At 71.0% G+C, this 19,927-nt stretch carries 14 protein-coding genes; 9 read left to right on the plus strand and 5 right to left on the minus strand.

Features of this window, described 5'->3' with window-relative positions; genetic code table 11:
- The first annotated feature begins 124 nt into the window (after positions 1–124).
- The gene (locus ACIA5G_RS49160; protein WP_395936609.1) at positions 125–571 is read left to right on the plus strand and encodes a peptidase inhibitor family I36 protein; all 447 of its coding nucleotides are present in this window, start codon (positions 125–127) and stop codon (positions 569–571) included.
- Positions 571–1,464, plus strand: a complete 894-nt coding sequence (locus ACIA5G_RS49165) for a hypothetical protein (protein ID WP_395936611.1) — start codon at positions 571–573, stop codon at positions 1,462–1,464. Before ACIA5G_RS49160 ends, ACIA5G_RS49165 begins: the two co-directional genes overlap by 1 nt.
- A 21-nt stretch (positions 1,465–1,485) precedes the next feature.
- On the opposite strand, the gene ACIA5G_RS49170 is transcribed toward ACIA5G_RS49165, so the two are convergent.
- A complete protein-coding gene (locus ACIA5G_RS49170) occupies positions 1,486–2,136 on the minus strand; it encodes a DUF4230 domain-containing protein (protein WP_395936613.1) in 651 nt (216 codons plus the stop codon).
- Between the two features lie 701 nt (positions 2,137–2,837).
- Positions 2,838–3,857, minus strand: a complete 1,020-nt coding sequence (locus ACIA5G_RS49175) for an ABC transporter substrate-binding protein (RefSeq protein ID WP_395936615.1) — start codon at positions 3,855–3,857, stop codon at positions 2,838–2,840.
- Positions 3,858–4,927: 1,070 nt separating this feature from the next.
- On the opposite strand from ACIA5G_RS49175, the gene ACIA5G_RS49180 reads away from it, so the two are divergent.
- A complete protein-coding gene (locus tag ACIA5G_RS49180; protein WP_395936617.1) occupies positions 4,928–7,759 on the plus strand; it encodes an AAA family ATPase in 2,832 nt (943 codons plus the stop codon).
- Positions 7,760–7,836: 77 nt separating this feature from the next.
- On the opposite strand, the gene ACIA5G_RS49185 is transcribed toward ACIA5G_RS49180, so the two are convergent.
- Complete coding sequence (locus ACIA5G_RS49185; RefSeq protein WP_395936619.1) at positions 7,837–8,979, minus strand: MFS transporter; 1,143 nt, start codon at positions 8,977–8,979, stop codon at positions 7,837–7,839.
- A 333-nt stretch (positions 8,980–9,312) separates the two neighbouring features.
- Positions 9,313–14,508: an RHS repeat-associated core domain-containing protein gene (locus ACIA5G_RS49190; RefSeq protein ID WP_395936621.1), complete on the minus strand. Its 5,196-nt coding sequence runs from the start codon at positions 14,506–14,508 to the stop codon at positions 9,313–9,315.
- Positions 14,509–14,682: 174 nt separating this feature from the next.
- Here ACIA5G_RS49190 and ACIA5G_RS49195 point away from each other — a divergent pair, with 174 nt between their 5' ends.
- From ACIA5G_RS49195 to ACIA5G_RS49215, 5 genes are all read left to right on the plus strand, one after another.
- Complete coding sequence (locus tag ACIA5G_RS49195) at positions 14,683–15,030, plus strand: RidA family protein (RefSeq protein ID WP_395936623.1); 348 nt, start codon at positions 14,683–14,685, stop codon at positions 15,028–15,030.
- Positions 15,023–15,667, plus strand: coding sequence for a transcriptional regulator (locus ACIA5G_RS49200; protein WP_395936625.1), 645 nt, complete (start codon positions 15,023–15,025; stop codon positions 15,665–15,667). The genes ACIA5G_RS49195 and ACIA5G_RS49200 overlap by 8 nt, the downstream gene beginning before the upstream one ends.
- A complete protein-coding gene (locus ACIA5G_RS49205; RefSeq protein ID WP_395936627.1) occupies positions 15,664–16,626 on the plus strand; it encodes a pyridoxal-phosphate dependent enzyme in 963 nt (320 codons plus the stop codon). The genes ACIA5G_RS49200 and ACIA5G_RS49205 overlap by 4 nt, the downstream gene beginning before the upstream one ends.
- A 195-nt stretch (positions 16,627–16,821) precedes the next feature.
- Entirely contained in the window at positions 16,822–17,346 is a 525-nt protein-coding gene (locus ACIA5G_RS49210; RefSeq protein ID WP_395936629.1) for a hypothetical protein, read from the plus strand.
- A gap of 25 nt (positions 17,347–17,371) precedes the next feature.
- Positions 17,372–17,989 carry a hypothetical protein gene (locus tag ACIA5G_RS49215; RefSeq protein WP_395936631.1) on the plus strand — a complete coding sequence of 206 codons (618 nt, stop codon included), beginning with the start codon at positions 17,372–17,374 and terminating at the stop codon, positions 17,987–17,989.
- A 64-nt stretch (positions 17,990–18,053) separates the two neighbouring features.
- On the opposite strand, the gene ACIA5G_RS49220 is transcribed toward ACIA5G_RS49215, so the two are convergent.
- On the minus strand, positions 18,054–18,977 hold the full coding sequence (locus ACIA5G_RS49220) for a trypsin-like serine peptidase (RefSeq protein WP_395936633.1): 924 nt from the start codon (positions 18,975–18,977) through the stop codon (positions 18,054–18,056).
- A gap of 133 nt (positions 18,978–19,110) precedes the next feature.
- Between ACIA5G_RS49220 and ACIA5G_RS49225 the strand changes: the two genes are divergently transcribed.
- Positions 19,111–19,926: an Fpg/Nei family DNA glycosylase gene (locus ACIA5G_RS49225; RefSeq protein WP_395936635.1), complete on the plus strand. Its 816-nt coding sequence runs from the start codon at positions 19,111–19,113 to the stop codon at positions 19,924–19,926.
- The last annotated feature ends 1 nt before the right edge of the window (position 19,927 follow it).

Raw genomic sequence — 19,927 nt, forward strand, 5'->3', positions numbered from 1 at the left:
CAGTCCATTGTGGGCACCGGTCGTGCGCTGGTCCATCCGGGTGACGTTCCGGCCGGCGGCTCAACCGGCCGTTGCCCGCCGGAGTGGTCCCCGAGCTCGGCCGCCCTCGACGATTGGGAGATTCATGCGCGTGAAACGGGTACTGACCGGGCTTGCGGCCTCGGCCGCGGTGATCACCGGAACCACCGTCGCAGCACCGGCCGCCTCCGCGGCGGACCTCCACGGTTGCCCTGATTTCTATCTGTGCTTCTACTTCAACAGCAACTTCGAAGGCGCTCTCGCCAACTACGCCTATTCGGACGGAAACCTCGACAACGAGGTGTTCCGGTGGGGCGGCACCAACGGCCGCGGCGTCCAGGTGAAGAACAACGCCGCTTCGGTCATCAACAACGCGGGCTGGACCGCGACGGTCTACTACAACAGCGGCTGCAACGGCAGTGTCGCGTCGCAGTCGTTCGGCATGTACGGCGGAGCCAACTTCACCCCGACCATGAAGAACAACAACGCGAGCTTCAAATGGCCGTCCGGGCCGGTGGTCTTCAGCGACTGCGCCAAGCGCGACCAGGACTAGTGGTCACGTCCGGTCGGTGGCGCCGCGCGGGCGCCTTCGCCGCAGCCGTCGTGATGGTCACGCTCGCCGGTTGCTCGACGACGCCCGCTGCCACCCCCGGCTTCGATCTCGACGCGGCGCTCGGGAAGGTGCCTGCCGACGTCTCGACGGTGCACGGCCTCGACCTCCCCCTCGACCGGTCGCTGCTGACGCCGGTCGAGGAGCTGGAGGTCATCAAGGCGCGCACCACACTGATCGCGCGGTGCCTCGCGGCCCACGGGATCACGTTCGCCCTCGAAGCGGTCGATCCCGTGCGGGACGCCACCAAACCGCGCCGGCACGGTCTGGTCGATCCGGGTGAGGCCGCGACCTACGGCTACCGCGACCCGTCGGTGTTCGCCCCCCGCTCGGCGGCGCCCGCGCAGCAGCCACCGTCGGACGTCGTCTCGGTGATCACGGGCGCGCGCACCGGCCGGGTCGGTGGCCGCGACGTGCCGTCCGGCGGCTGCGCGGGCGAGGCGGACCGGGCGATCGCGCCCGACGCGAAGCCCGGTCAGGAGCCGGTGAGCTTCGGGCTGAGCGGCCGCGGCTACGAGATCACCCGGACCACCCCGCCGGTGAGCGCGGCCGCGACGAAGTGGTCGCACTGCATGGCAGAGGCGGGTTTCCGCTACGACAGCCCGGATGCCGCCATGAACGACCCCGCCTTCAGCGCGGGCCGGGCGTCCGCCCACGAGATCGCCGTCGCCTCCCAGGACGTGCGGTGCAAGGAACGGGCCGAGTGGGTCCGGACGTGGGTCGGGGTCGAACGCGCCGTGCAGGACGTGCTCATCGGGCAGCACGGCGACGACGTCGCCCGCGAGCGGCAGCACAAGGAGCGCCAGCTCGCGGTGGCGCGGGGGATCAACGGCTGACGCGCGGGGCCCCGCCGCCGGTCAGCCGGTGGCGTTGTCGGCGTAGTTCACGGTGATGTTCTTGAAGCCGAGGGATTGCAACAAGCCGACGAGCATGGTCTTGGTGTTCCTCTCCGCATCGGCCACCAGGGTGCTCTTCGCGGCCGCGGCCTGGATCTGCTTCTGGGCGAGCTCGTACAGCGCCTGCTGCGAATTGGGGTTGCCGCCGAGGAACTCGTTGACCCGGGTGAACAGGCCCTGCTGCTGCGCGTACACGTGAGACTCGTGCACGTCCAGCGTCGCCGGCTCCAGCTGCGCGTGCCCCAGGGTGATCGTCGCGGTCAGGCGGTCGTCGGAGACCTTGACCGCGTCACCCTTCAGGCGCGAGAAGTCGACGAAGGCGTTGTCCGTGCCGACGCCGATGAACAGGGTCTGGCTGCCGGCGAGGAAACTGGGCAGGATCGAACTGGTCGTGATGTCGACGACCACCTGGAACGAGCCGCTGGCGGCCTCGTACCGCGAGAGCTCGACGATCGACTGCAGCAGCACCGGACCGGAGTGCTCCTCGGTCTGTTCGGCGAACGGGTTGCGCAGTTGGGGTAACAGGTGCACCGCCGATGCGACGAGCGCCGCTGCCGCCAGGACGACCACTGCCACAGCCAGCACGACGAGCCGCTTGCCCCAAGTACGCATACCGGGAGGATTACCCACGCCGCCGCCCGGCTAAGCGACAGGACCACGAGGTCCCCGGTGCGGCTGCGGCTCCAACACCCGCGCCGCACCCGCACGTTGCTCGGCATCGGGTGCCTGGCCGGGTTGTCGGCGCTGCTCGGGCTCGAGGTGGGCTGGGTGCCGCGATGAGCGTGCTGCTCGGGTTGCTCGTGCTGACGGCCGTCGTCCGGCGGGATCGGCGGAAGGAGCGACGGCGGCGCGCGGCGGGGGCCGAGCCGTCGTGACCGGCCCAGCTGCCGGTGCCGGCGGCCCGGCTGCTGGGAGCCAAGGCACCCGGGCGGCACGCACGGCGCTCCGACGAGGTCGGCGAACTCCTCGGCCGGTTGTCGTTGTCGGGTGCGGGAATACGGTGGGACCCGCGGGAAGGCGACCGCGAACGTGGGGTCGGCCCGGGGGTGTTCGACCGGTCCTGGGCCGCGGAGGTGGTGCCGCTGTGCGGGGCCGGTGCACCAGGGCTGCCTGACGCTCACCCATCCCGGCGGAACGGCGATCGACATCTGGATCCGCCATCCCGCCGACCTCCGGCAGGCGCCGGCCGCCGGCTCGAACTCGGTGTGACCACGGCGTTCGGCCGTTGGGCCGGGTGGTTCACACGATCGGCCGCACCGGACTGCGTGCCGTGACCGGGACGGTGCTGCCCGCCCCGGCCGCGGCCACCCGGGTCATCTTCCGGCCTGGGGCCCGATCATCGAGTTCACGTCGATCGAATCCTTGATGGCGCCCAGCTGCAGCAGCAGGTCCGGCACCCGTTGCAGGCGCCGCGAGTCCAGGACCGAGCCGTAGCCGGGCAGGGTGAGCAGCTTGGCGGTGTCCTCGTCGATCTTGGCGAACCGCACCAGCAGCGGCTCGACCTTGGCGCGGTCGTTCGTGGCGTCGTGGGTGGCCTTCTGCATCGCACGCTGGAACGCGGCGAGGGTCTTCGGGTTGTCCCGCACCCACTTCCTCGTCGCGCCGTAGCCCGTCAGCGGGAAGTCCTGGGTCGCGCCGGTGTTGATGTCGATCACCGGAATCGCGCCGGCCGTCTTGGCGGCCTGCGTGATGTACGGTTCCGGCAGGTACGCGGCGTCGGCCTCGCCCTGCTGCAGCGCCGCCGCGATGTTCGGCAGCGGGATCAGCACCCATTTCACTTTGTCGAAACTCACGCCGTGGTCCTGCATCACCGAGCGGGTGAGCAGATCCGAAGCGGTGTTCTTGGCCGTGATGGCGATCTTCCGGCCGGCCAGGTCGAAGATTGTTTTCACCGGCGAATTCGGAACCGTGACGATCGCGTTGGACTTCGCGTTGACCGACGTCGCGTCGGCGACCAGCTGCATGTCGGCGGCGCCGGTGCTCTTCGCGGTGAAGAACGGGGGGTAGGTCGAGAACGCGATGTCGGCCTCGCCCGAGATCGACTTCGTCAGCGAAGCTTGGCCGCTGGCGGCGACGATGGAGTCGACGCTCAGGCCCTCGGCCTTGAAATAGCCGTTGTCCTGGGCCAGCCAGAACGGCGCGAGGTCCGTGGTGGGCAGGATCGAGACCTTCAGTGTCGGCTTTTCCAGGCCGCTGCCGCTCGACGCGGCGTTCGAGCTGTCCATCCCGAGTGCGCCGCAGCCGGTGACGACCGTGACGACCGTGGCGGTCGCGAGGGCGAGCGCGGTGTGACGAGCGCGAACCCGGCCACTCCGCCTGGCGATTCCAAACAAGGCCTGCTCCTCGAAGGAGGTGTCGGTTGAGGTACCGAATCCGGGGAAGATGTGTGAATCATTCCCCGGTGTCAGGCAGGCCACTGTAGGCATCTCGACATGGCTTGACAATGCGTGCTGTGCCGGAACCCGGGATTTCACCACAATGGCGGTGCGAATGCTTGATCAATGATCTTGTATTGGGTGCCGGCTATCGCATGATCTACGAATTGCTGCGGCCGAAAGAGGACACACCACCGATTTCCGGAAGGACCGCTGATCGGATCGCGGATTCGAGCGGGGCCGGTTTCGGTCACCGGCTACGCGCGGCCGGCGCCGGCTCGCCCAGGTGTTCACCCCCGACCGGCGCACTGCCGGTCCGCCGGGCCGCCCGCTCCGGGGTCACGCGGCCGGGCAGTGGTCGCCGGGTTCACCCGGAGCGCGAACCCGCCGCCGTGCGCCGAGCCGGCCGGCGCCCCGCTCGGCGGTCTGCCGGGGGAGTGCGGAAAACGTGGCCCGCGGGCGCCGGGCAAGACGGAATACCACGGGCCGATGGTGATTTCCGCATGATGAGAGGCCCGGAGAGTTCCGTTCTCGATCGTATTTGCCAGGTCGTCCACGGCGAGGTTACAAAACGGTGACCACATCTTGTCGAAATCTTCGAACGAGCGCCTGGCGGACACGGAATGGTCACGGACGGGAAATTGTCTTGATCGCACCCCGAGACCGACGCCCTGGGCGGTGGACCGATTTCTTCGGAGGAAACCCCGCCGTGCCCCCTTTCGTCCGGCTCGGCGTGCTCGCGGACCCCGGAAGTGCCTGGGATCTCGGCTGTGAACCTGGTCAGCGAGACTGCAGTGCCGCCGGCGGCTCTGCGGTGAACTCGCACAATTCCTTCGGTGGCCATCCGGACGTCACCGGCTGTCGGGGCGGCGGACAGTTGATGTTCCACCGCCGCAAGGCTCCGAATCACGCTGGGGTCACAATCAGCAACAATTGTCGAAATAGATGTTTAACGGCGGGGTTCCGGTGTTCCGCGGTGCGCCGGTGCGGCTCTTGTTGGGGAAGGAATTTCCTTCTATTATCGCCGTGTGCGGCCGCTCACGGACGGTATCGAGCTCCTGGTCGGTCGGGATGGTGAACTGTCCCGGCTGGTCGCCTGGATTCGTGATGTTGCCGAAGGTCGCGGGAGCGCCGTGCTGGTGGACGGCGAGCCGGGTATCGGCAAGTCCGCGCTGGTCCGGGCCGGCTGCGCCGCCGCCGAACGCGCGGGCTGCCAGGTGTACTGGGGAGCCGGCGACGAACTCGGGCAGGCGTTGCCGCTGCTGCCGCTGCTGGATGCCCTGGAGATCACGCCGGCCGCGCGGGATCCCCGTCGTGGCGCCATCTCCGAGCTCCTGCGGGGCGGCGCCGTCGCGGGCAAGGGCGCCGACCTCGCCGCCGCGGCCGCCGAGCAGCTGCTCGCGCTGGTGGACGAGCTCTGCCAGGACGGGCCGGTCGTGCTGGTCGTCGACGAGCTCCAGTGGGCCGACCACACGACGGTGGCGGTGTGGAGCCGGCTCGCCCGTTCGGTCCGGCAGCTTCCGCTGCTGCTGATCGGAGTGCTGCGCCCGGTGCCCCGCCGCGACGACTTGCGGTCGCTCTTCCGGACCGTCGGGCCGGGCGAGCGGCTGCGGGTGGGCCGGCTCGCGGAGCCGGCGGTGCTCGAGCTGGTGGCCGCGCTGGCCGGCGGCACACCGGGTGCCGAGCTGGAGCGGCTGGCCGACGGCGCCGCCGGGAACCCGTTGTACCTGACCGAACTGCTCGACGCGCTGACCAGGAGCTCGTGCCTGGAGGTCGACCCCGCGGGGGTGGTGGAGCTGACCGGCGCGGCCACGCCGGACTCCCTGCCGGAGGCGATCGCGGACCGGCTGGGCTTCCTCCCGGAGCCGGCACGAGGTGTGCTGCGGGCGGCGGCGCTGCTCGGAGTCGGCTTCTCGGTCGCAGACCTCGTGACCGTCAAGAAGTCCTCGCTCGCCGATCTGCTGCCGGCCCTCGACGAGGCCCGTGCCGCCGGGGTGCTGGTGGCTTCCGGGGACGACCTGGCGTTCCGGCATCCGTTGATCCAGAAGGCGTTGTACGACGAGATGCCGACGTCGGTCCGGATCGCCTGGCACCAGGACGCCGCGTGGGCGCTGGCCGAGGCGAGCGCGCCGGTCGAGCGGGTCGCGCGGCAGCTGCTGCCGATGGTGTCCACAACGGACAGCCGGGAGCCGGTGCCGGCCTGGGCCGTGCGGTGGTTGCTGGACGTGGCCGCGCCGTTGATCGGCCAGGCGCCGGCGGTCGCCGTCGCGCTCCTGCGCCGGGCGGTGCGGGACGCGCCGCCCGGGGACGCCGCGACCGGTGTGCTGACCTGCCGGCTGGCCAACGCGCACTACCGGGTGGGCAACGTCGCCCAGGCCGAGCGGATCGCCTGCCGCGCCCTGGACCAGTTCGGCGATCCCGACGTGCTCGTCGACCTGCACACGACGATCGTGCAGTGCCGCGGGACGACCGGCCGGTCCGCCGAGTCCCTCGCCGCGCTGAAGGACGCCCTGGCCCGGCCCGGTCTCCAGGTCCGGCACCGGGCCCGGTTGCTGGTGCTCGTCGCGCGCACGCACCGCGACCTGAACGAGGTCGACACCGCGGGCCGGGTCGCCGCAGAGGCGCTGGCGGAGCTGGGCCCGGTCGAAGACCGCTGGGCGACCGGGTGGGCGCTGCACGTGCTGAGCCTGGTGGCGATGATGCGGGGCGAGTGGACCGAAGCGCTGCCGCTGTTCGAGCGCGCGATGGCGAACGCGCGGGGAGATCCGGCGCTGACCGACCTCACCCTGCTGCTGCGCATCAACCAGTCGGTCGCCTTCGGCGCGCTCGACCGCTACACCGACGCGCTCGCCGCCGCCGAGCGGGCGCGCGAACTGGCCGACCGCACCGGCAGCGTCGTGCGCCTGAGCCAGGCCCAGAGCGCGCTCGGGCAGCTGCTGCTGGGCGGCGGCCGGTGGGACGACGCGCTGGCCGAGGTGGACGTCCTCCCGGACGACCGCAAGGACCCGGGTGTGGTGTGCTGCGACCACGGGGTCGCCGCGATCATCCACTTCCACCGCGGTGAAGCGGCGGCGGCGCGCTGGCACCTCGACAGCGCGGCGCCGTACTCGCAACGCATGGGCAAGTGGGTGGTGGAATCCCTGGTGCGGGCCCGCAGCCTCGCCTTCGAGCACGCCGGCGCCCCGGAGCAGGCGCTCGGCGTGCTGACCGACGTGCTGGCCGGCGAGGACGGGGGAGAGGACCTGCTGGCGGACGCCGCCCGGCTGGCCGCGACGATCGGCGACCTGCGGACCCTGGCGGAGATCGAGGCCCGGGTGCGCGTCATCGCCGCCGGGTCCACCGTTCCGCACCGCTGTGCGCTGGCCCTGTACTGCCGCGGCCTGCTCGAGCGGGACGCGACGACGTTGCTGCGGGCCGCCGACGGCTACCGCGACGCGGGCCGGCCGCTCTCCCGGGCCAGAGCGCTGGAAGCCGCCGCGATCGCTTTTGCCGAAACCCGGGCCGAAGACCGCGGTTCGGCGCGGGCCGCCTTCACCCACGCCCTCGACGTCTACACGGAGCTGGGCGCGCACTGGGACGTGGCGAGGCTGCGCGCGCTGTTCCGGGCGCTGGGCATCCGGCGTGGCCCGACGGTGAAGCACCGCCAGACCACGCTCGGCTGGGACAGCCTCACCCCGACCGAAGGCAAGATCGCCGCGCTCGTGGTCGAAGGCCTGTCGAACCCGCAGATCGCCGCCCGCCTGTACCTGTCCCCGCGCACGGTCAGCACGCACGTCTCGCACATCCTGACCAAGCTCGGCGTGCGCTCGCGCATCGACATCGCCCGGGAAGCCGCCCGCCACCAGTCCGCCTCGGGCTGAGCTCCGGAGGGGCTCCCGGACGCCGAAACCGGCTGCCGCCCGAGCCGTGGCCCGAGCGGCAGCCGAGGTGGTGGTGATCAGACCCCGACCTCCGGAACGTTCTTCGGGCGGCGCACGACGAGCGGAAGCGACGCCGTCGCGGTCCGGCGGGTCACCGCGGCGTGCCCGCTGTAGACCTGGCCGATCAGGATCGCCAGGACCAGCAGCAGCGGGGTGCGCCAGGTGCCGGTCTGCGTGTGCAGCCAGCCGCAGGCCAGCACGCCGAAGCCGGCGATGACGTAGCCGACGCCCTGGACCACCGCGGACAGCGCGACCGAGTTGCCGTTGCTGCGCAGCGAAATCGTCGTCAGGACAAAGGCGAGTGAGCCCATGCCCAGGCCGGTGGCCCCGGCCCACACCCACGGCGCGGCCGCCGGGGCGAGGAGCAGGCCGCCGACCCCGATGACGTTGGGCGTGGCCAGGACGACGACGAGCAGGGTCTGGTTGCGCCACCGGCGGGTCCAGCCCGGGACCAGCCACATCATCGGCAGCCCCATGGCCATCGACACCGCGAGGCACGCGCCCGCGGTGGTCGGCGAGACCCCCGCGTCACGCAGGATGCCGGGGAGCCAGCCCATGACCAGGAACGTCACCGTCGAAATGAGTCCGAAGTGGATGGTCAGAGCGGAGGCCGGCACCGCCCCGGTGACCGGCCGCGGCGACTCGAACTCGCCGGGGTTGCGCTGCCACACCTGCTGGGCCAGCAGTGCCACGACCGCCCACAGGCCGAGGCCCCACCGCCACGACATCGACATCACCGCGGTCGGGGTGACCAGCGCCCCGACCGTGCTGCCGAGCCCGAGCCCGAGGGTGAAGGCGGCGGACCCCTTGGCCAGCAGCGGCAGCACGGTGCCGAGCACGGCGATGGACAGGCACGCCAGCGCCGTCCCGACCAGGAGCTGCACCGAGCCGCCGAGAACCCGTCCGGCCAGTGACAGCACGAGTCCGACGAGGGCCACGGTGACGATCCGGTGGGTCCCCACCCGGCCGCACAGCCACAGTGTTCCCCAGCCGCCGAGGCCGATCGCCCAGAGCGGCAGCGCGACGAGCACCGCGCCGACCAGGTCACCGGCGATCGAGATGTCCGGCAGGGCGGCGCCCAGGCTCGTGACGGCGGGCCGCAGGTTGATGGCAAGGACGAAGATCAGAAAGGTGGAGACGGTGGTGGTGGCACGCGACATCGCTCCTCCTCGGCATCGAGGTTCGGAGCGTGGGGCCCCGTGGAACAATGCTCCGCGAGACGGGCGCGGCAGACATCCGTCAGCTGACGTATGTACGAAGTTTCGCTGCCCTGCAACGGATGTAGCGTGCCGAAAGCCCTGCGGACGGGCGTGCATCGGCACGGCCGGACGGCACTCTCGTCAGCGCTTGCAGATCGCCCGGCGGGCGCTCCGGAGACGAATCGAGTCGCAACCGTGATGGCGCCGTGGTCGACGCGGGCCGCGTGACTCCGTCGGCGCCCACCCGGGGCGTCGCCGGTCCGGGCCACTGCGGCCCGGACCGGCGGACAGCCATCAGGGATCGACGTCCATCAGGTCGGGGTCCTTGATCGACTTGAGCTCCGGCGGGTCGAGGTCGCCGCGCTCGAGAGCGGCCCAGTCGGCGGCCGTCGGGTTCTTGTAGAAGCCGCCGTAGCCCGGCCATTCGCCGGTGCGCGCCGCGTCGCGGGCGCCGTGCATCTCGGCCGCGTCCCACTTGTCGATGGGCTTGGTGGTCACGTGCCCGGTGCCGTCCACCGTGTGGCCGCCGGCCGGGGTGGCGGCGCCGGCCTGCGGGTTGTACCGCATGCCCTCGCCGCTCTGCTTCATGTCGTCGACCATCTTGTGGTACGAGTCGTCGGCGATGGCCATCCGCTTCTGCTCGGCGTCGTAGGCCGCCCGGTCCGGGTGGTCCGGGTCGTTCTTGATGGCGTCCCGCCGGTCCTGCTCGGTCTTCGCCGCGTCCGCGGTGTCCTTGTCGTAGAGCGGGTGGTCCTTGTTGTGGACGTGGTTCTTGTCGTCCCCGTGGTAGACCTGGTCGGAGAAGCTGTGCGGCTGGTCGTAACCCGCCTTGACGGTCTGCGAGTTCTGGAAGCCCTGCTGGTGGCCGTACCCGAGCTGGTTGAGCTGGACCGCGGTGCTCGGGTCGTTGGCCTCGATGGCGTTGCGCTGCGCGTTCCGGTACGACCCGAGGCGGTCGTCGTACCCGAGCTTGTCGTCCTTCGTCGTGTTGGGCGAGTCCCGGACGTCACCCTTGGTGAACCCGGACTCGTGGTTGTCGCCGCCCTTGCCCGTGCCCGGGTGGTACCGGTGGTTGGCGAAGTCCTCGTAGTAGGCGTAGGCGTTCTTCTCCAGCGGCCCGTTGTCCTTGCGGGCGCCCTTCGCGCCGCCGTTGTCACTCAGGATGTCGTAACCGCCGGCGTGCTCCGACTGGTGCGTCTTCTTGCCGTCGATCTTGAAGTCGTACTTGTCGTCGAGGCGCTTGCGCTCGACGTCCTTGTCGCCGTAGGTGCTTTCCGGGTACGTGCGGTTGCTCGTCGACGGCCCGTCGTTCCCCCGGGCGTAGGGGTTGTGGCGGTTGGCCGCCTTCTGGCACGGCGTGGTCCGCTGCGGGGCCAGGCCGAGCGGGTCGACCATGGCGGTCGGGTTGCCGACGTAGGCCAGGGAGTCCGGCGCGGGGGTCAGGCCCAGCGGGTCGTGGGAGAGGTAGCGGCCGGTCTCGGGGTCGTAGTAGCGGTACCGGTTGTAGTGCAGCCCGGTCTCGGGGTCGTGGTACTGGCCCGGGAACCGCAGCGGGGTGCCCGCCGCTCCGCCGGCCGAGACGACCGGGCCCCACAACGCGGTGTGCAGGTGCCCGGCCAGCGCGCCGGTGTCGTCGACCAGCTCCGCGGGCGCCCCGACCAGGTCGGAGACGATCGCGTGGAACCGGTCCCCGCCGCCCGCGCCGAGGACGCGTTCGGTCTGGGTGAGCGGAAGCCGCGCGCCGGGCGCGTATTCCCACACGGTGGCGACCGGCGGCCGGCCCGGTCCACTGTGGACCTGTTCGGCGGGAAGCTGCCCGTCCCAGGCGAACTCGACCTGCTCGGCGACGGCGCCGGTGGCGTCCAGGCGCTGCTTGGCGATCCGGCGGCCGAACGGGTCGTAGCGGTAGCGCCACACCGTGCCGTCCGGCGTGCGGACGCCGAGCAGCCGGTTCTCCACGCTCCACTCGTACGTCCAGCGCTGCCCGCCGCGCTCGCGGGTGACGACGCGGCCTTCCCCGTCGTGGGTGTAGCCGGTGGGACCGGCGGCGGTGAGCAGGGTGCCGGCGTACGCGCGCGGACCACTGGCCTCGGGGGCGCCGGACCAGCCGGCCCCGGTGACCGCGCCGGTCACGTCGTAGTCGTAGTTCTCCTGCCAACGCGGACCGCGCACCGCGCGCACCCGCCCGGCCGGGTCGACGTCGAGGGTGCGCGGGCCGGAGATCAGGTCGTTGACCCCGGCGAGGTAACCGTCGGGCAGGTAGCCGTATTCGCGCCGCTGCACCGTTTCCGGGCCGCGGAGCACCGTCTGCGCCGCCAGCTGCCCGGCGGGTGTCCAGTCCTGGCGCAGTTCCGCCACCGGCCCGGCGCCGTTGACCAGCGTGCGCACGGTTTCCCGGCCGGCGGCGTCGTAGCCGAACCGCAGGGTGCGCCCGGCGGTGACCATCGTGGCCGGGCGGGCGGCGGTGCGGTAGCCGACGACCGACTCCGCGCCGGAGGGTGTCCGGCGGGCGACGCGGCGGCCGAGGGCGTCGTAGCGGAAGTGCACCACCCGGCCGTTGATCGACTCGGACAGCACCCGGCCGAGCGCGTCGTAGGTGAACCGGACTTCGCTGTGGGCGTTGGCGGCCGAGATCATCCGGTCGGCCGCGTCGTAGGTGAACACGGCGACCTCGTCGGCGCTGCTGCGCCGCACGACCCGGCCGACGCTGTCGCGTTCGAGGGTGATGGTCTGCCCGGCGCCGTTGGTGCGGAGCACGAGCCGCCCGGCGGGGTCGTAGCCGTAGCGCAGGACACGGCCGTTGTAGTCGGTCTCGCCGACCTTGCGGCCGGCGGCGTCGTACTCGTAGTGCCACGTCAGGCCGCGTTCGTTGGTGATCGAAGTGAGCCGCAGTTCGGTGTTGTAGCCGTAGGTCAGCGTGCCGCCGTCGGGGCTGCGCTCGCTGACCGGCAGGTCGAACTGGGCGTACTCGATGCGGCTGACACCGCCGCGCGGGTCCGTTCGTTCCTCGAAGCTGCCGCGCGCGGTCGAAGTGAACTTCTCGACGGCGCCGTCGGCGTCGCGTGTCTGCACGAGGTGGCCGGCGGCATCGCTGACCATGGTGGTGGTGTTGCCCAGCGGGTCGGTCTCGCTGGTGGTGTTGCCGAGCGCGTCGTAGCCGTAGCGCCAGACGGCGCCGTCCGGTTCCGCGACGAGCAGGGGGAGCCCGGCGGCGTTGGCCTGGATCCGGGTGACACCGCCGAGGGCGTCGGTCACCGATTCGACGGTGCCGGTGTAGGGGTCGTAGGTGTACGCGGTCGCGGCGCCGGTCGGGTCGACCACGCGGGCGAGGCTGCCACGCGGGTTGTATTCGTAGCGCCACACGGCGCCGTCCGGCCCGGTGACCGCGGCGGGCCGGCGCCGCTCGTCGTAGGTGATGACCAGGCGGCTGCCGTCCGGACGGGTGACCGCGGTGAGGTTGCCGATCTCGTCGTGGTCCCAGCGGGTGACGTGGCCGAGTTCGTCGGTCTCGGCGACCACGCGCCCGAAGCGGTCTCGTTCGGCGCTGGTGGTGTGGCCGAGCGGGTCGGTCTGCCCGATCACGCGCAGCCGCTCGTCGAGCCGGTAGCGGGTGACGGCGCCGAGCGAGTCGGTGACCGTGGTGAGGCCGGGCTCGTAGGCCAGCGTGGTGTCGAGGTAACCGCCGGTGCCCTGGGCGCGTACGCAGCGCCCCTGGGCGTCGTAGCCGTAGCCGTACCAGCGGCCGTTGACGTCGTCCCAGCGCACCAGCCGGCCGTCGGCGTCGTAGGTGAACTTCTGCGGGGTGCCGACCGCGTCGACGACCTCGACCAGCCGGCGCGCGGCGTCGTAGCGGTACTCCGCCAGCGGAAGCGGCGAACCGGCGGCGCGCAACGCCGTGACCAGGCCGTCGGCGGTGTCGACCTCGACGCGGTAGCCGCCGGAGTGCTCGATCGCGACCGGCACGCCGTCGCGGTGCCGCAGCACGATCCGGTTCCCGGCGCCGTCGACCAGGGCGCGCAGCGGCAGGGTGGTGTCACCGCGGCGGCCGGCGAAGTAGCGCATGCGGTCGGACTGCGGGTCGCCGACGATGAAACCGTGCCGGACCCGGCGCAGCGCCAGGTACGGGCCGCTCTCCGGGACGACCGCCTCGACCCCGCGCGGCACCGGGTAGCGCAGCAGCGTGCCGTCGGCCAGGGCCAGGTGCAGCCCGTCCGGCTCGACCTCCAGGCGCTCGTCCAGGGTCGAAGCCCAGGTCGGGCCGAACAGCCGGCCGGCCCGGTAGGTCGACAGGTGTGTGCGCTCGACGACGAGGGGCAGCGCGCCGGGCAGCGAGACGTCCTCCTGCACCAGCATCACGGCGCCGGTCGCGACGTCGATCGGGTCACCGCAGTCGGTTTTGTCCTTCGTCTGCGTGGTGTGTTCGTCCGGCTTGGGGTTGTTGTCCTTGATCCGCGAGCCGTCACCCTTGGGGTCGCCCTTCGGCGTGCTCGACGGTGTGGTGTCCGGGCCCTTCGAGGCCGGCGGCGGTGTCGGGTCCGGGCTCTTCGGCGTGTCGTCCGGGCCCTTCGACGCGGGTGGCGGGTCGTTCTTCGGCGGCGGCGCGTCCGCACCCGACGAGTGGGTACCGTCGCCATCCCCCTTCGCACCCGAAGGGGAGGTGCCGTCACCCTTCGGCCCGCCGATGTCCTTCGGATTGCCCTTGATGTCGATGCTCTTCGGCGGCGGCGCAGCCTTACCCGGCTTGATGTTCCGCAACGCCTTCGCCGCATCCGAAAACAAATCACCCGCACGCTTCAACAGCGGCACCAGCGCCTTCAACGCCGTCACCAGCCGCTTCACCAAATCCGCGATCTTCGACGCCGTCTTCGCCACCGCATTGATCACCTGCGGCACCACCCACGTCAAACCGATACCCAGGGTGAACACCACCTGCAACGCCCAACTGATCAGATGCCCGATCAGCTCCGCGATGATGTCGCGGACCAGCGCCCGCACCGCCGCGACAACCTCACCAGCCGTCTTCACACCACTGGAAGCACCTTCACAGCCCTTCTGCGCCGTGTTCAGCAACGTCACGGTGTCATCCGCCCGCTGCCGGTAGGTGTCGGCGGCGTTCCCCGTCCACGACACGGTGTCGGCCTTGACCATCCCGGTCAGGTCCTCACCGATGCTGCCCAGCTCCGTGGCGATGTTCTTCCACGTCTCCGACTGCGCCGCGATCTCGTCGGCGTTACCGGTCAGCCCGTTCAACGCCTCCTTCAACGGCCCGACGTGCTCCATCAGCCACCCGACCCCAGCCGCCAAAACCGCCCCGAAGGGGTCCATGGCCATCGACAACGCGTCCAGCGCGGTGCCCACGGCACCCATCGCCACCGACGCCCAGTCACCGCTCTCGATCGCGGACTTCAGATCCGCCGCCGACTCCAGCAGCGAGACGCCGGAGTACGCCTTGGTCGAATCCTGCGTCGGCGCGATCAGCGGATTGCTCACGTGCGACCTTTCCCTCCACCGGCAAGCAGCAACAGATGAAGTTAACAAGATGCATCCGGGTGAACCAGGTGAACCCCGGGTAATGCCTCTTCGGCCAGCCGATCGTGCCCCCGTGATCAAGACGCGTGACGGGCATCATCTGGACTGTTCGTCCAAGCGCTATACAGTAAGTCCATGACGAGCGAGCACCCTTACCCCGCCGCGTTCCGCAGTGGTGATCTGGTCGCCGTGTCCGGACGGCTCGGTGTGACCGGGACCGGCGAACTGGTGCCAGGCGGTTTTGACGCCGAATGCACGCGGGCCTTCACCAATCTCGAAACCGCGCTGAAGTCGGTGGGCGCGAGCCGGGCCGACGTGGTGAAAGTCGTGGTCTACCTGACCGACATCGCCGATCGTCCCGGCCTCAACGCCGTCTACGAGCGGTTCTTCGCCGAACCCCGGCCTGCGCGTACCTGCGTCGGGGTGGCATCGCTGCCTTACGGCGCCGTCGTCGAGGTCGAAGCGCTGGCGCGCGATGTCTGAGCGGGACGCGATCCTCGCGGCGCTCGCCCCGGTCGCCGACGGCATCGCCGCGACCCTCGGCTCGTTCTGCGAGGTCGTCGTGCACGACTTCCGGCAGCCGGACGCCTCGGTGGTCGCGATCGCCGGCTCGGTCACCGAGCGCACCGTGGGCGGGTCGATGAGCGAGATCGGCATGGGCCTGCTCGCCCGGGGCGACGAGGCCGAGGATCAGCTGAATTACGTCACCCGCACCGCCTCCGGCAAGCTGGTGAAGTCCTCGACGATGCTGGTGCGCGACAGCGGCGGCTCGGTGTTCGGCGCGCTCTGCGTGAACCTCGACGTCACCGCGCTGGGGCAACTGCGGACCCTGGTCGGTGAGCTCGCCGACGTCGGCACGGCCGCCGAGGCGCCGACGACCACGTTCGGCGACGACGTCGACGCCGTGGTCGACGCGATCGTCGACGAACACCAGCTGCGCCTGAACAAACCGTGGGCCGCGCTCAGCCGCGAGGAACGCCTCGAGCTGTTCCGCAGCCTGCACGCCCGCGGTGTTTTCGCCGTCCGGCGCGCGGTGCCGCAGGTCGCCGCCCGCATCGGCATCTCCCGCGCCTCCGCCTACAACTACCTCGCCGACGTCCGCGCCCAAGGAGCACCATGACCGCCCCCGTGACCCTCGACGACATCCGCGACGCCGCCACCCGCCTGGCCGGCGTCGCCCACCGGACCCCGGTGGTGCGCTCCCGCACCCTCGACGACCTCGTCGGCGCCGAAGTCCTGATCAAGTGCGAGAACCTGCAGCGCATCGGCGCCTTCAAGTTCCGCGGCGCGTACAACGCCGTCTCCCGCCTCTCGCCGGAGCAGCTGGCCAAGGGTGTCGCCGCGTATTCCTCGGGCAACCACGCCCAGGCCGTCGCGCTCGCCGCGCGGGAACTCGGGAGCAGTGCGGTGATCCTGGTGCCCGAGGACACCCCGAAGTCCAAAGTGGACGCGACGCGGGGCTACGGCGCCGAGATCGTCACCTACGACCGGTACACCGGCGACCGCGTCGCGATCGGCCAGGCGCTGGCCGCCGAGCGCGGGCTGGCGCTCATCCCGCCGTACGAGCACCCCCACGTCATCGCCGGGCAGGGCACCGCGGCGCTGGAACTGCTGGCGGAAGCGGGTTCGCTGGACACGCTGGTCGTGCCAGTCGGTGGTGGTGGCCTCATCGCGGGCAGCTCCACTGCCGCGAAGGCGTTGCAGCCCGGTATCCGGGTGGTCGGTGTCGAACCTGTTGCCGGTGACGACACGAAGCGTTCGCTGGCGGCCGGTGAACGGGTCGCGATTCCGGTGCCCCGCACCATCGCCGACGGCCAGGCCGCGGAAATCCCCGGCGAACTCACGTTTTCCATCAACCGGCACCTCGTCGACGAGATCGCGGTGGTCACCGACGACGCCATCCGGGAAGCGATGCGGTTCGTGTTCGAGCGCCTGAAGCTTGTCGTCGAGCCCAGTGGTGCGACCGGCATTGCTGCGCTGCTCAGCGGACAGGTGCCCGGCCCGGGCAAGGTCGGCGTGATCATCAGCGGTGGCAACGTCAGCCCGGAGCGGTTCGCGGAGCTGATCGACGGCCGGTGATCGTCGCGGTCATTCTGGCACCGGTGATCACGACGTCCAACCCGGACAGTGCGCTTGGAGACGAAGAGGCAAAGAGGACGGTAACGAGGGGCAGCGCGTCGGCGGTCCCGATCGGCCTGACGTACCGTCGAATTCCGAGGATATCCGGAACTTTCCGGGCATATCACGGTCCGGAATTCGACGAGAGGAATCGTCATGACGAACAAATGGGCGAGAATCGGTGCGACGACCGCGGCCGTGACGACGGCGGCACTGGTCGGTGCGGCGCCGGCAGGTGCGGCGCCGGCCGAGCGGCACTGCGTGCTCGACTCGGAAACCGGTTCGCAGTCCTGCTTCGCGGACTACCAGCAGGTGATCTCCTACGCCTCGCACGGCACGCTCAGCGCGGCGAGCGACCGCACTCTGCGCGCCGAAGCCGCCGCGCAACCCGATGGGGACGTCGTGCAGGGAACGTTCTTCGACGGCCCGGACTACACCGGCAGCTCATTGACGATCACCGGACCGGAGCTGTGCAAGAAGGACGGCTGGGTCAATTGGCAGTTCGACCTGGGTGACGACTGGAAGAACAAGATCACCTCCGTGCAGCCGTGGGGGAACTGCTGGATCTGGCTCTACCCGGAACCGAACCTCAGCGGTGACCGGGACGGCCCCTTCAAGGAGAACAACGGCAACATCGGTTCCTACATGGACAACCGCACCCAGTCCATCGGCTTCAGCTGATCCACCGACCCGAAGGAGCACGACCATGACCAGCAAGCGCACGGCGTGGACGGCGGCGGGGATCGGCCTGCTGACGGCCGCCGGACTCGTCATCACCGCCCCGGGGGCGCTGGCCGACGGCCAGCCCACCGCACGGGAACTGCTCGACAAGTGCAACAACGGCACGGATTCCTGCGTGTTCCACCCGGCCGGGCCGCCGGAGGAGCACACCGGCGCCGGCCACCAGGTCGGCGAGGCCGCCTACAACTGCACGCAGGATCTCCAGCGCAGCACGGTGAACTGGTCGGACACGACCGGCGAGTCGAACAGCTTCGGTGTTTCGCTCTCCGCCGAGTACGGCTTTTCGGAAGTGTTCAAGGTGTCCATCGAGACGTCGTACCAGCACACCTGGGAGTCCTCGCACACGGAAGGGCAGGCGACCAACGTCGACGTCCGGCCGGGGGAGAAGGGCTGGGTGGAGCGTGCGCCGAAGATGCAGAAGGTGCACGGCACCTACGAAATGCACTTCGGTGACCGGTTCTACGACCACTACATCTGGTACCAGGACTTCGACGCGGACGGCCCGGTGCCCGGCTCCACCGGGGACATCACGCAGCACACCGCGGCGATGACCGACCAGGAGCGCAGCGAGCACTGCGGCTGAGGCCCGCGCACCTCGACCGCCGTCCGGTGACCGGCACGGCGGTCGAGGTGTGCTCGTCGCGGCGTCAGAGTTTTCCGGCTTGCTCGTAGAGATTCTTCACGGCGTCGGTGAACGCGGCGCTGGTGAGGTCCTGGGTGACGCCGTCTTCGGTCATCGTTCCCCGGCTCGTGACGCCGAAGATCTCGCCCCGGCCGGAGGCGGCGTCGAAGCCGCGCAACCACGGGCCGCCGCTGGAGCCGCCGGCCAGGTCGCAGTCCGTCCGCCAGGCCGAGGTGACCGAGTTGACCTCGAGGGTGGCGGGCCGGGCGCAGGAAAGCAACGCCTCGCCGCCCGCGAGCTGCGACACCGGGTAACCGAGGATCGTGGTGTCCACAGGGGACGGTGGCCGGTCGAACGAGACGTCCTGGGTCCCCGCGACGTCGGCGACGTGCCGGCCTCCGACGGGATCCAGGGCGAGCACCGCGTCGTCGTCCGTGCCGCTGGTGGGGCCCGAATAGGTGGCGGACCAGGCGAACGCCCGGACCGGGAACACGCCGTGCGGCGCCTTCCCGTGGTCGTAACCGGGGACGAACACGACGTTGACGATCCTGATCGGGTTGTCGAAGCGGTCCAGGCCGCCGTTGACGCAGTGCCCGGCGGTGAGCGCGACGTCCTTGCTGGCGCTGGGAACCACGGTCGCGGTGCAGGACTCGTCGACCCCGGGTTCGGCGGTGAAGAACAACCGCCCGACCCCCGCCGGAACCGGGCCCGCCCAGACCTGCCCGATCTTTTCGGCCGGCGGGAGGGAATCGTCGCCCACCCACTGCCGCATCCGCTCCGGCGTCCAATGGGCCAGCGCGGCGGCCCTCTCGGCCGCGCTCACCCGGGTCACCACCTGGTCGCCGTCGGCCGCGGTCGCCGGGGCCGCGCCCACCACCACGGCGGTGCCGGCCACCGCCAGCAGGGCCACGATCCGGGAAAACGCACGGCGCGGCTTCGTCGAGTTCATGGTCATATCCGGTGGACGCCCGGTTGCCGGTGCGGTTGTTCGCCGAGCGGGTGATCTTGGCCCGGCCGGGACCGGCTAGCATCGGCTCGTCTTCGCGGAATGTGTTGCGGGGAAACCGAACGGAGGGTGCCGGATGCCTGAGCTGCCCGAGGTGGAGTTCGCCCGCTCGGTGATCGAGCGCGCGGCGCTGGGCCGGTTGATCACCGACGTCGACGACTCCGACTCCTACGTGTGCCGGCCGCATCGGCCCGGCCAGCTCCGCGACGCGCTCGTCGGGCGACGGCTGGTGGCCGCGCACCGGCGGGGCAAGTCGATGTGGTGCGACACCGGCGGCGGGCCCGTGCTCGGACTGCACCTCGGGATGTCCGGCAAGATCGTGGTGGCGGATCCGGACGGAACGGAAGTCGACGGCGGCGACTACTGGGAGGGCCGCCGAGCGCCGGGGGACTACCGCTGGTCACGCTTTTCGATGACGTTCGAAGACGGCGGCCGGCTGATGCTGGTCGACCCCCGCCGGCTGGGCCGCGTGGTGCTCGATCCCGCGCTGGACGTGCTCGGCCCGGACGCCGCGACCATCAGCGCCGGTGAGTTCCGCGCCGCCGTCACCAAGGGAGCCACGACGGTCAAGGCCCGGCTGCTGGACCAGAGCGCGATCGCCGGGATCGGCAACCTGCTCGCGGACGAAATCCTGTGGCGGGCCCGTATCCACCCCGCACATCCGGTCGACGAGCTCGACCGTGCGGCGGTCGAGCGGCTCCTGCGTGCGACCCGGGCCGCGGTGTCGGCCGCGCTGAAGCACGGGGGAGTGCACACGCTCGAGGTCATCCCGTTCCGGAAGCCGGGTGCGCGGTGCCCGCGTGACCAGGCGCCGATGGTCCGGGGGCGAGCCGGTGGGCGGACCAGCTGGTGGTGCGGCGCGGAGCAGCTGTTGCCTGGTGTAGATCAGTAGG

The organism is Amycolatopsis sp. NPDC051758 (genome assembly GCF_044453095.1).
Lineage (GTDB): Bacteria > Actinomycetota > Actinomycetes > Mycobacteriales > Pseudonocardiaceae > Amycolatopsis.